Genomic DNA, 13,226 nt, shown 5'->3' on the forward strand with positions numbered 1-13,226 from the left:
GCATATTACGCACTTTTTAAAGAAATATTGCTCAAAATATACTCCTTTTATTTTACGACAGCGCACGTCAATAATAAAATAGTAAGCCATTATAAATCATCAGCGTTAAGCTTTTGAAAATACAAGCTGGAACCCATTATACATTTTACTGTCCCCCACGTTTTGACAGTCCTCACATCTTAGAATGTTCATTAAATGACATTTGGCTTCCTTTCTTCAAGTGTTTTGCCCCATACGCCCCCACTTATGACGTGCAAGGAAGTGATTTTATATGAAAAGATGTATGATGAGAGAATCTTATGGTATTCTGAGTTATTATTTTAATATGAAAAAAATCTCAATCAGAGCCATAAACTATCTACTTTTTCCCTGATAATCCGTTTTTAACTTTATTCTGGTTTATAAAAGCTTCAATATCATAGTTTATCACTTCATAATATCTATTTACACTCTTAAAAACACACCAAAATCGTTTAAAATATATTTTTATGATTGACAATATAGATATTTAAGCCAACCATATTCGTATTAACAAAAATACTTCAAGTGGGAGGAGGCATGCAAATATTAGAATAGATATTGTATCAATTTTCAAAATAACTTTTCTTGAGCTGTATTGGATTTTCTTTGCTACAAAGCAATATTATTCCTATTCACCCGGATGCTCGTGATTGATAATTCGAATACATCTCCATTAACATCGTAACTCCATTAACATCGCAACCTATTTTTGAACTCTGTGTCTATAAGGAAAAAGTTTGTGCAGAAAAATACTCCATCAATCAGTTGTAGCCCCTTTCCCGCTTCACGCAAAATTTATCAACAGAGCCTTCTCTTTTCTGATGTGCGCGTACCATTGCGTGAAATTTCACTGACTGATGGCAGTGGTGAAAAACCTTTAAACGTCTACGATACTTCTGGCCCCTATACAGATAAAGATATGATCATTGATATTACAAAAGGCTTGCCAGCAATTAGCTTACCTTGGCTCTCTAAGCGGGATGATACTGAAACTTATCCTGCACGATTAGTTAAACCTGAAGATAATGGATTGACTTCTGATAAAAACCTTACACCAGCCTTTAAACAAAAACGTCCTATTTTACGAGCAAAAAATGGCAAAGCAATTACACAAATGGCTTACGCACGCGCAGGCATTATTACCGAAGAAATGGAATATGTGGCTATACGAGAAAATGAAGGATTAGCAGTAAAAGAACGGCAGAATGTACCATCAAATGAAACATTTTCTGGATCAATACCAGAAATTTATACTGCCGAATTTGTTCGCAATGAAATTGCTTGTGGACGCGCCATTATTCCACAAAACATTAATCATCCAGAGTGCGAACCCATGATTATTGGGCGTAATTTCCGTGTTAAAATTAATGCCAATATTGGTAATTCAGCAGTAACGTCATCTATGGAAGAAGAAGTTGATAAAATGGTTTGGGCCATTCGCTGGGGAGCAGATACAGTTATGGATCTCTCTACAGGACGAAATATTCACAATATTCGTGAATGGATTATCCGAAATTCTCCTGTGCCCATCGGAACAGTCCCTCTTTATCAAGCACTCGAAAAAGTACAGGGTATTGCCGAAAACTTAACATGGGATATTTTCCGTGATACCCTTATTGAGCAAGCAGAGCAAGGTGTTGATTATTTTACCATTCATGCAGGATTAAGATTACCATTTATTCCTATGACCATTGATCGTGTAACAGGTATTGTTTCACGAGGCGGTTCTATTATGGCAAAATGGTGTCTCCATCATCACAAAGAAAGCTTTCTCTATGAACATTTTGATGAAATTTGTGATGTTGCAAAAACATATGATATCTCTCTTTCATTGGGGGATGGATTGCGCCCTGGCTCTATTGCCGATGCCAATGATGAAGCCCAATTTGCAGAGCTTAAAACTTTGGGAGAATTGACAAAAATTGCTTGGAAAAAAGATGTACAGGTTATGATTGAAGGTCCTGGGCATGTCCCAATGCACAAAATTAAAGAAAATATGGAGCAACAATTAGATCTTTGTCATGAGGCGCCTTTTTATACTTTGGGACCTCTTACAACGGACATTGCTCCTGGTTATGACCATATTACATCAGCAATTGGTGCCGCTATGATTGGATGGTTTGGAACTGCTATGTTGTGTTATGTAACACCTAAAGAACACCTAGGACTCCCCGATAGGAATGATGTAAAAACTGGTGTGATCACTTATAAAATTGCTGCTCATGCCGCTGACCTTGCTAAAGGTTTGCCTAGAGCACAATTGCGCGACAATGCTCTTTCGCGTGCACGATTTGATTTTAGATGGCACGATCAATTTAACCTTTCTCTTGATCCAGAAACAGCCTGTGCCTTTCATGATGAGACAATGCCTAAAGAAGCCCATAAATTAGTGCATTTTTGTTCCATGTGTGGACCAAAATTCTGTTCTATGCGTATTTCCCATGATATTCGTGAGGCAGCTGCAATAAGAAAAACAAAAGGGGAAGGTATGATCGCCATGGCCGAAAAATATCAGAAAAATGGTGACCTTTATATGGAAACTGTTCCTCCTCAAAAAAAGAAAGTAAACAGTTGAAGAACATTCTTATCAAAGGTGCAGGTGTAGGCGGCTTAACAGTTGCCTTTATGTTACAGCAAAAAGGTGCTTCTGTTACTGTATCGGCCCCCCCTCATTCACCTATAGGAAGTGCTAGTTGGTATGCAGGAGGAATGCTTGCACCTTACTGTGAAAGGGAAAGTGCAGAACAAATTGTTGAAGATCTTGGTGTACAAGCTATACAATGGTGGCGTAAAACGCTCCCCAACCTTGTCATACAAAAAGGCACTTTAGTGGTTGCACCTACACGAGATAGAGGAGAGCTTGAACGATTTTCTGTGCGTACGCATAATCACAAAACCGTAGATAATACAGAAATAGCTCATCTTGAACCAGATCTTGCGGAACGTTTTAACTGTGCACTCTTTTATGAAAATGAAGCCCATATTGATCCTCGCAAAGCACTTATGGCTTTAAAAGAAAAGCTTCTCAACAATGGAGCCTGTTTTGTTGATGTAGAAATAGCTGAAAAAAAATTTGATATTGTTATTGATGCGACAGGAATAGCACGTTTAGGAAAAGATAAAAATATACGGGGCGTACGTGGTGAAATGCTTCTCGTGCGCTGCACCGATATTAAAATTTCGCGTCCAATTCGTCTTCTTCACCCACGGTTTCCTCTCTACATTGTACCTCGACAAGATAATATTTTTATGATTGGTGCAACGATGATTGAAAGTGACTTTGATGGTGCAATCTCTGTAAGATCAATGATGGAACTGCTCAACGCGGCTTATACTTTACATCCTGCTTTTGCTGAAGCAGAAATTATTGAATCTGGCGTTGGTGTTCGTCCATGTTATCCTAATAACTTCCCTTCTGTGCATAAAGATGGTAACTTTATTTCTATTAATGGATTTTATAGACATGGTTTTCTGTTGTCTCCAGAAATGGCAAAACGAGCAATGGAATTGGCATTGGAATAAAACATGCAAATATTTGTTAATGGTGAAACAGTCCAAACAGAAGTTATGACTCTCGGTCTCTTGCTTGAAGAATTGGGATATGAAGGAAATTGGCTTGCAACTGCTGTTAACGCTGAAGTTGTTCCCATAGATGCACGAAGCCAATTTGTCTTGCATGAAGGAGATAAAATTGAAATTTTAAGCCCAATGCAAGGAGGCTAAAATTATGCTGAATCTTTATGGACGACAATTCTCTTCCCGTCTTCTATTAGGTACAGCGCAATATCCTTCACCAGCAATCCTTCGTGATGCTATTCATAAATCGAATACGGAAATTGTAACTGTTTCCTTGCGCCGTGAAACTGCAGGTGGAAAACAAGGTGGACAATTTTGGAAATTTCTTCAAGAGCTTGGGGTAACAGTGCTTCCTAATACTGCTGGTTGTTATACTGTTAAAGAGGCCGTAACCACAGCCCAATTAGCAAGAGATCTTTTTAAAACGGCTTGGATTAAACTCGAAATTATCGGTAATTCAGATACCTTACAGCCAAATATTTTTTCCTTAATCGAAGCTGCTCAAATTTTAAACAATGAAGGTTTCAAAATTTTTGCCTATACAACGGATGATCTCATTGTTGCTGAAAAACTTTTTGACATTGGTTGCCGTGTTATTATGCCTTGGTGTGCTCCTATTGGTTCTGCCAAAGGACCTCATAATACTGATGGATTGCGTTCTATCCGTGCTTACCTTCCTGATGCTACTCTTGTTATTGATGCCGGCATTGGACGCCCATCACATGCCGCCATTGCGATGGAACTCGGTTATGATGCAGTACTGCTTAATACCGCAGTTGCTAAAGCAGGTGATCCTGTCTTAATGGCTGAAGCATTTTCTAAAGCTGTTCAAGCAGGACGTATGGGATATAAAGCTGGCATGATCGAAGCACGCAGTGTAGCAGTCCCTTCAACGCCAATCATTGGAAAAGCAGTATTTTCATGAAACTGGATCCATTTTACCTCATCGTTGATAACGCTGATTGGATTGAACGTTTGCTTCCTCTTGGTATCAAGCTCGTACAATTGCGTATGAAACATGAAAATCAACAAATAATCCGTCAACATATCAAGCGTGCAAAAAACATATGCAATAAATTGGGAGCACAATTAATTATTAATGATCATTGGGAAATAGCAATTGATGAAAAGTGCAATTTTATTCATCTGGGACAAGAAGACCTGAGCAATGCTGATCTTCACGCAATTCGTAAAAGTGATATAAAAGTTGGTCTTAGTACACATGATGAACATGAATTGGATACCGCACTCTCTGCTAATCCTGAGTATATTGCACTTGGTCCTATTTATCCGACAATCTTAAAAAAAATGAAATGGATGCCGCAAGGATTAGAGAAAATCAAACAATGGAGAAAGCGGATTGGTGCTTTACCTTTGGTGGGTATTGGTGGTTTAACACCAGAACGCGCAGTTGGTGTTTTAAAAGCAGGAGCAAATAGTGCTGCTGTTGTGACTGATATTATCCTCCATAAAAAACCTGAAGAGCGTGTACAGCAGTGGATAAAAGTGACACAAACATGGCGTTGATACCTTCCATTCTTATTGTTGCGGGCACTGATCCAACAGGAGGTGCTGGTATTGTTCGTGATATAGAAACCTCTGCGCATTTTCAAATAAAAGCAAATTTAGCAATTACTTGTGTTAACGTACAAGATGATAATCGCGTTGTCGAAATCATTCCAATGCGTGGAGACCTCGTCGCTGCGCAAATGCGTGCTGCCCTAGAAGCAAATCCAATAAGCGCAATAAAAATCGGTATGACGGGGACAAAAGCAATTATAGCAGCAATCTGTAACGTACTCAAAGACTATCCCCATGTTCCAGTTATTTTGGACCCTGTACTTGTCGCTTCATCAGGAGGAAAACTAATAACGGAAACAATCATCGACACTATGATCGATAAACTGCTTCCTCATGTTGATCTTTTAACACCGAATAGAGAAGAACTCGCTCTTCTTAGCCAAAGTCCATTGGCATCTCATGATAAGCAAGCAATACAACAAGCAAAAAAACTTTTGTCATTGGGAGCTCGCTCTATTTTAGTAAAAGGGGGACATGCGGAGGGGCCTCTTGCAATTGATAGCTTCATTGACAAAACTGAAGTCATAAATATCTCTACTCCACGTTTAAAAGGAACAATGCGAGGAACAGGTTGCATTCTCTCAAGCGCTATTGCAGCGCATTTAGCATTAAATGAACCTCTCATTTCAGCGGTAAAAAAAGCAAAAGAATATATCCACACATTGCTTTTAACCCATTGTAAAAATAGTTTATAACGTCTTAGTATTTTTCTCATATAAAATTAATATTTATATATTCATTAATATATTTATTTTTTAATAAAAATTATTTAAAAAATATAATAATAAAAAATTTATACTTTATTTTATAAATAAAATACTACAAAAGTAACTTTAATTAAGTATTAAATATATAATACAATGATAACAAATATTATAACACCACTTGTATTCAGTAAAAAAATATTTTATTATGAATGCGTTTAGTCTGTTTAAAAGTTGAAATAGAGCAATTTAAACAAATTGTACATTTAAAGATGTATATAATCGCGAACACTCGCATTTTACGATTTGCCTTTTTTGTGAAAAGAGAGAATCCTATCAGCGTTCTTATACATTAATGGCTAGCGAATACATTTAATAAAACTTGAAGGATAATTTTGTTTGATCTATAATCGCTAGATCATTAGAAAAAGTAAAATGTTAAATCAAACGCCGTGCTCAATTTCCTATGAAGAACTCTTAAACTTTTATAAAGAAAGTGGTGCGGATGCCGTTCTGACGGATTTCCCTATTGATCGTTTTAAGCAGTCTGCTTGTTCAGAGAGAAAATTAATATCTGTCGTGAACATTTCTTATAATCAACAAGCATCTCCCAAAACATCTCCAACCGTAAAATTAGATCATCATCAGCTGCATAACTCTAGGACTATACAAAATGAATCCACAGCTATAGAGAGTGCAAAAAGTGCCAAGACACTTGATGAATTAAAATCTGCTCTCCTTGCATTTAATGGCTGTTCATTAAAATTGACAGCAAAAAATACCTGTTTTTCAGATGGAACAGCAGGAAGCCCCCTGATGCTTATAGGCGAAGCACCAGGACGAGACGAGGATATACAAGGAATTCCTTTTGTGGGAAAAGCCGGGATGTTGCTTAATAAAATCCTCGCATCAATTGGCTTAACAAGAAATAATGTTTACATTGCCAACACTATTCCTTGGCGTCCACCAGGAAATCGTACACCAACACCAAGAGAAGTTGCCTTGTGCCGCCCTTTTATTGAACGGCACATTTATTTAGCGCGTCCTCGTGTTCTTATAGCACTGGGAGGTGTTGCTGCACAGTTTCTTACTGGATCTCAAAATGGGATTATCCGAACAAGAGGGAAATGGCATATCTATGAAAGCGAGGATAATATAAAAATACCTGTTATGCCAACTTTCCACCCAGCCTACCTTCTTAGAACCCCTAGTCAAAAGAAGCTTACATGGATAGACTTCTTAGAAGTAAAAAATCGCCTCGACAGCCTTTTGTAATTCTTTAATCCTATCTTGCTTCTAAAATTAACACACCCTTCTTTAACTCTTAAAATACAAATGGGAAAAAACTATGAAACAGCCAATAACATCTATTTATCGTTTGGAAGACTACCAACCAACCCCTTACGTTATCCCTAAAACACAACTTTCTTTCCAATTGGCACCGACAAAAACCTATGTTACAGCCATATTGTCTATTGAATCCCGTCACGATACAAAAGAATTAACACCTCTTGTTCTTTCTGGTGATGATCTTACTTTAATTTCCGTTTCTATTAATGATGAGATATTAGCCCCAAACACTTATAAAGTGACGCCTTCACGTTTAGAAATTACAACGCCACCAACGGCTCCTTTTACATTGAAATTGGTTACAGAACTGAATCCTGAAAGCAACCGCCAACTTATGGGGCTTTACCTTTCAAATGGTGTTTATTGCTCACAATGCGAATCGGAAGGTTTTCGTCGTATTACTTATTTTTACGACCGCCCAGATGTTCTTTCTACCTATAGAGTGAAAATTGAAGCAGATTCCCAAACAATCCCAATCTTGCTTTCCAATGGTAATCTGGTGGAAACAGGAACTTTAGAGAATAATCGCCATTTTGCCATTTGGGAAGATCCTTATCCCAAACCATCTTATCTCTTTGCTTTAGTAGGTGGAGATCTTGATAAGTTAGAAGACCATTTTACAACTGTATCTGGACGACGTATCGAGCTTGGTATCTATGTAGAAAAAGGAAAAACCGAACGCGCAACCTATGCAATGGATGCTCTTAAACGTTCCATGCGTTGGGATGAACAATGTTTCGGACGCGAATATGATCTTGATATTTTCAATATTGTTGCTGTGTCCGACTTTAACATGGGAGCAATGGAAAACAAAGGCCTTAACGTTTTTAATGATAAATATGTTCTTGTCGATCCTGAAACAGCAACCGATCAGGATTATAGAAATGTTGAACGTGTCATTGCACATGAATATTTCCATAATTGGAGCGGTAATCGTGTTACCTGTCGCGATTGGTTTCAACTCTGTTTAAAAGAAGGATTCACTGTTTATCGTGATCAGGAATTTTCATCAGATCAAAATGTACGCAGCCTACAGAGAATTGAAAATGTAAAAGCATTAAAAGCAACGCAATTTGCAGAAGACGCAGGACCTCTTGCGCATCCTGTACGTCCTCGTCAATATAGCCAAATTAATAATTTTTACACCACAACTGTTTATGAAAAAGGTGCTGAAGTTGTTCGCATGATACGAACTATTTTAGGTCCTACTCTGTTTCGTAAAGGCACTGATCTTTATTTTCAACGTCATGATGGACAAGCTTGTACAATTGAAGATTTTATTACCTGTTTTGCTGAAGTGTCTGGTCAAGACTTCTCCCAATTCATGCTATGGTATGAACAGGCAGGAACACCCAATGTAGAAATCGATAGTCATTATAGCGATGGTGTTTTAACAATTCATGCAAAGCAACATATTCCCGCAACCCCACAACAAAATACAAAAAAGCCCATGCTTATCCCTATCGTATTTGGCTTGTTAGGACCTAACGGAGAAAACCTCACCTATGAAGCAGATACAGATATTCAATCAGATGTTATGCTTTTATCCAAGGAAAGCCAAACGTTTACATTAAAGGGACTGCGTGAAAAACCCGTTTTATCACTGCTGCGGGACTTTTCAGCACCAATCATTCTACACACTCCATTCAATGAAAGAGAACTTATTTTTCTTGCACAACATGATGACAATCACATCAATCGCTGGCAATCTCTTAATCATTTAATGACGCAAGCTTTGATTCAAAGCATTCAAGATAAAACACAAGAAAAAGCAACTCTCTCTTCTGCTTTGCTAAAGCTGATTGAAACGATCATAACAGATGAAACCTTAGAGCCTGAATTTCGTGCCTTCTGTTTAAATTTACCTAGTGAAGTTGAGCTTGCTCATACAATCGGTAAAAATATTGACCCAGATCGTATTCATTATATCCGCAATCAGTTTTTAGCTTCACTTGCACAAACTCATCAAGAGCTCTTAACAAAATTCTATGGACAAATGCAAACCCAAGAGCCCTATTCACCAAACACTGCACAAGCTGGAAAACGAGCATTAAAGAATATCATACTGGATTACCTTTCCATTGCTGAAGCCAATCCAAATCGAGCTGCTATACAATATGCAACAGCTGATAATATGACTGACCGTATGGCTAGTATCGCTGTTCTCGTGAAGCGTTTTAATGAAAGTGAGCAGGCACAAAATGCCTTAAATGATTTTGAAAACCGCTATCGGCATGACCCTTTGGTCATGGATAAATGGTTTTCTATTCAAGCAATGGTTGCTGGCACATCAACACTCGAGAATGTTCAAAAGCTCATGCAACATCCGCTTTTTTCACAAGATAATCCTAATCGTGTACGTTCCCTAATCGGTGTTTTTGCCTCTAACAATCTCACGGGCTTTAATAGGATGGATGGAGCGTCTTATCATTTTCTTTGCCAAGTCATTTTGGAAATTGACAAAAAAAATCCACAGCTTGCTTCACGATTATTAACAATGATGCGCTCTTGGCGACAATTAGAACCTATTCGACAACAAAAACTTGAAACTGAATTAAAAATGATTGCTGTTGCGCCAAAATTATCAAGCGATGTTGCTGATATCATTAATCGTCTGCTCACTTAAAACAAAAAATTATTTTAAATCAATATGCTATAATATTTTTATAAAATAAATTCTATAAACTATTCGATCATCATTAAACCTATAAACAGGTAATCTAAGCCTGTTTATAGGTCACGTTTAAAGTACTTTTTTCTTTTCATATTCCAAAATTATAAAAGTAAAATTATTTTTTTAAAAAAAAGACTGGACAGAAGACTCCTGTTTTGATTCATTGCACTCGATGGGGTTACTATGAATATCGAAGCAGTTTTTAAATCACATTATTCCAGAATTAAAGGAACGCGAGATGGCTAAATTGGACGCATATAATGCGCCAAGGGAGGTGTATGCTGATTCAAAATCAAGCGCTCAAAGTCGCAAGGAGCGGACAGAGCGTACCAATCTGTTTTCTGGTCCTGCCTATCAAAAACTTTTTTTTATTGAACCTTGGCTGCGACGTTCACTCCCATTTGTAATTCTTGCATTTCTTGTTACGCTAGCAGCGATCCGTTTCCTATCAATCTATGATTGGCGCAACACAATTGATAAAAACACGCATTCTACCATCACTCTCTTAGCTTCTCATATTACCAATACGATTGACCGTGACTTACTTGCAGCCACTCGACAAGGAAAAACTGCTGTTCTTTCTCATAATCATTTACAAAATATCCTGACTAATTTTCGTAACAAAGGTCTTATAAAAACCAGCGCTGTTATTGCTATTGTCGATCAAAAAGGCAATGTCCTAGCTTCATCAAGTTCCGAGATTGTCTTAGGAAAACCCTTACAGGATTTTACCTCTGAAAGCATTGCTTTACAAGCTCTAGGAAAACATGCTGGAATCATGAAAATTACAATAGGAAAAGATATTCCTGCTCTCGCTTCCTTTCAGCAAACAGAAAATGGACAATATGGGGTATTCATCAGTGAAAAAATGCAACATATTTACATGGAATGGCGGAAAGCTCTCTCGTTAAATATAACCATGTTTATTGGAACTAGTGGCGTTATCCTCGCTCTTCTTTATGCTTATTACAACCAAATTGTACGAGCACGCAAAACAGATCTTGTTTCAGAAAAAATTCAAAACCGTATTGATATGGCAATGATGCGTGGACGCTGTGGACTATGGGATTGGAATATGGCAAGTGGACGTGTCTACTGGTCACGAGCAATGTACGAAATGCTCGGCTATGTCCCTCAAGATGCACTGCTCTCAATTTCCCAAATTAGCGCCATTATCAATCCAAATGATGCGAATTTTTTTGATCTTGCTCAGGAATTAATGAGCGGTAAAAAGAAGCATATCGATATTAACGTTCCTATGCGTCATGCTGATGGTCATTATGTATGGATGCGCATTCGTGCCGAAGTTACTGAAGAAGAAGAACCCCATTTGGTTGGTATTTCCTTCGATATTAGTGAACAGCAACAATTGGCTGAACAAACAGCGCAAGCCGACCTTCGTATCCGTGATGCGATTGAAAACATTTCAGAATCTTTCGTCTTGTGGGATGCTGAAGGACGTTTAGTCATGTCCAACAGCAAATTTTGCGAATATGCCGCTATTCCTAAACAAATTCTCCAATCAGGTATCCAACGTGCAACGGTCGAAGCCATGGCACGCCCTGCACTCAGTGAATATCCCCTTAAAGATGATGGTACTGGTAACTTAACCAGTATTCGCCAAACGGCAGATGGTTGTTGGCTCAAAATTAACGAACGACGAACCCAAGATGGAGGATTGGTTTGTATTGGTACTGACATTTCTGAGCTTAAACAACAACAGGAAAAATTTGAAGACAGTGAAAGGCGTCTTTTTTCTTTCATTCAAGAACTCAAGCGCGCGCGAGGGAGTGCTCAACAACGCGCAACAGAAGTTGAAAAACTTAATAAAAGTTTGAAAGCAGAAAAAGAACGCGCCGAAAGTGCTAATAAGGCTAAATCAGAATTTTTAGCCAATATGTCTCATGAATTGCGCACGCCTCTGAATGCTATTCTTGGTTTTTCAGATATCATGTTGCAATCGACTTTTGGTCCTCTTGGTTCACAACGCTATAAGGAATATATGCATGATATTTACAATTCAGGAACCCATCTTCTAACCCTTATCAATGACATCCTTGATATGTCAAAAATCGAAGCAGGAAGATTTACGCTTGATTGTAAAAATACCGATCTTGAGCCCATCATTAGTGAAGCAGTACGAACACTAACACCTCAAGCTCAAGAAAAAAATATTGTTGTTACAACAAACATTACTCCAGAACTTCATGCTGAAGTTGATGGTCGTGCAATGAAACAGATTTTCCTTAATCTCATCTCTAATGCCGTTAAATTTACGCCTTCTGGCGGAAATATTGATGTCTGCGCTTTCAAGAAAAAAAATAACCTTATTTTTAAAATTACAGATACAGGCGTTGGTATTCCCCAATCAGCAATTAAAAAACTTGGGCAACCTTTTGAACAAGTCGAAAATCAGCTCACTAAATCTCATACGGGCTCAGGTCTTGGATTAGCCATTTCACGCTCCTTGCTAGAACTCCACAAAGGAAAACTTGAAATTACTTCAAAAGAAATGAAAGGAACAACTGTAACGATTATAATGCCCATCACACAAAGTTAAATTTTTCCATTTTGTTCCCGTTGTAGTAAAATCTGTTTCCGTTTTTCCCCCCAACGATACCCTGAAATAAAACCATTTTTACGCACAACACGATGACACGGAATGATAATAGCCAATTCGTTACGTGCACAGGCATGAGCAACGGCACGAAAAGCTTTCGGCATACCAATACGGCATGCTAAGATCTCATATGAAATTGTTTCACCACATGGTATATCACATAATACTTCCCATACTTGTCGTTGAAAAACTGTACCATTTATATCTAAGGGAAAATTATATTTTTTTACTAGCTTAGGTGTTTCTATCATGGCTATAATATGGGCAACTTCTCTCTTAAATGTATTGTCACCTACAACTTGTTGTGAATCACCAAAGCGTATCGTAAACTCCTGTAATAATTGCTCTATAGTGTCTCCTAACGCTATATGACAAATCCCTTTTTGAGACCTAGCCACCAAAAGCTTTCCTATTGATACATCTTTCAGACAGAATACTCTCGTTTGGGAAATATTCAGCATTTTAGCCTTCTTTATATTTTAAATAAGTCTTGAACATCATCCATAAAGTAAAGGGAGAGTATTCACTATCTTTTAAAAACAAACAAAATCATTCTGAAATTATCTCCTTAGCCATTGTATTAAAATACACTCTCACCTTTTTATGAAATGGAAAGATACATAGATTGACTTTCTTCCTACCCTAAGACGGAAACTTCGACCAGAGCTGATCTATCAACAATCTTGCTTTTTATATAACA

At 37.7% G+C, this 13,226-nt stretch carries 10 protein-coding genes; 9 read left to right on the forward strand and 1 reads right to left on the reverse strand.

Annotated elements, in window-relative coordinates; genetic code table 11:
* Positions 1-760 precede the first annotated feature (760 nt).
* The 9 genes from thiC to ACFILA_RS01560 all read left to right on the forward strand — a co-directional run bounded on the left by thiC (position 761) and on the right by ACFILA_RS01560 (position 12,466).
* Complete coding sequence (gene thiC / locus ACFILA_RS01520) at positions 761-2,596, forward strand: phosphomethylpyrimidine synthase ThiC (protein ID WP_273791113.1); 1,836 nt, start codon at positions 761-763, stop codon at positions 2,594-2,596.
* The gene (thiO, locus tag ACFILA_RS01525; RefSeq protein ID WP_273791114.1) at positions 2,593-3,543 is read left to right on the forward strand and encodes a glycine oxidase ThiO; all 951 of its coding nucleotides are present in this window, start codon (positions 2,593-2,595) and stop codon (positions 3,541-3,543) included. Before thiC ends, thiO begins: the two co-directional genes overlap by 4 nt.
* A 3-nt stretch (positions 3,544-3,546) precedes the next feature.
* Positions 3,547-3,744, forward strand: coding sequence for a sulfur carrier protein ThiS (gene thiS / locus ACFILA_RS01530; protein WP_273791115.1), 198 nt, complete (start codon positions 3,547-3,549; stop codon positions 3,742-3,744).
* Positions 3,745-3,748: 4 nt separating this feature from the next.
* Positions 3,749-4,522, forward strand: coding sequence for a thiazole synthase (locus tag ACFILA_RS01535; protein WP_273791116.1), 774 nt, complete (start codon positions 3,749-3,751; stop codon positions 4,520-4,522).
* The gene (locus ACFILA_RS01540) at positions 4,519-5,124 is read left to right on the forward strand and encodes a thiamine phosphate synthase (RefSeq protein ID WP_273791117.1); all 606 of its coding nucleotides are present in this window, start codon (positions 4,519-4,521) and stop codon (positions 5,122-5,124) included. The genes ACFILA_RS01535 and ACFILA_RS01540 overlap by 4 nt, the downstream gene beginning before the upstream one ends.
* On the forward strand, positions 5,115-5,873 hold the full coding sequence (locus ACFILA_RS01545) for a hydroxymethylpyrimidine/phosphomethylpyrimidine kinase (protein WP_273791118.1): 759 nt from the start codon (positions 5,115-5,117) through the stop codon (positions 5,871-5,873). Before ACFILA_RS01540 ends, ACFILA_RS01545 begins: the two co-directional genes overlap by 10 nt.
* A 444-nt stretch (positions 5,874-6,317) precedes the next feature.
* Positions 6,318-7,157 carry a uracil-DNA glycosylase family protein gene (locus ACFILA_RS01550; protein WP_375660526.1) on the forward strand — a complete coding sequence of 280 codons (840 nt, stop codon included), beginning with the start codon at positions 6,318-6,320 and terminating at the stop codon, positions 7,155-7,157.
* Between the two features lie 73 nt (positions 7,158-7,230).
* A complete protein-coding gene (gene pepN, locus ACFILA_RS01555; protein ID WP_375660527.1) occupies positions 7,231-9,858 on the forward strand; it encodes an aminopeptidase N in 2,628 nt (875 codons plus the stop codon).
* Positions 9,859-10,144: 286 nt separating this feature from the next.
* Positions 10,145-12,466, forward strand: a complete 2,322-nt coding sequence (locus tag ACFILA_RS01560) for an ATP-binding protein (protein ID WP_375660528.1) — start codon at positions 10,145-10,147, stop codon at positions 12,464-12,466.
* Here the strand turns inward: ACFILA_RS01560 and ACFILA_RS01565 are convergent.
* Complete coding sequence (locus ACFILA_RS01565) at positions 12,463-12,987, reverse strand: methylated-DNA--[protein]-cysteine S-methyltransferase (RefSeq protein ID WP_375660529.1); 525 nt, start codon at positions 12,985-12,987, stop codon at positions 12,463-12,465. The two genes, ACFILA_RS01560 and ACFILA_RS01565, sit on opposite strands and share 4 nt — an antisense overlap.
* Positions 12,988-13,226 lie beyond the last annotated feature (239 nt).

Source organism: Bartonella sp. CL71SXKL, assembly GCF_042194935.1.
Lineage (GTDB): Bacteria > Pseudomonadota > Alphaproteobacteria > Rhizobiales > Rhizobiaceae > Bartonella.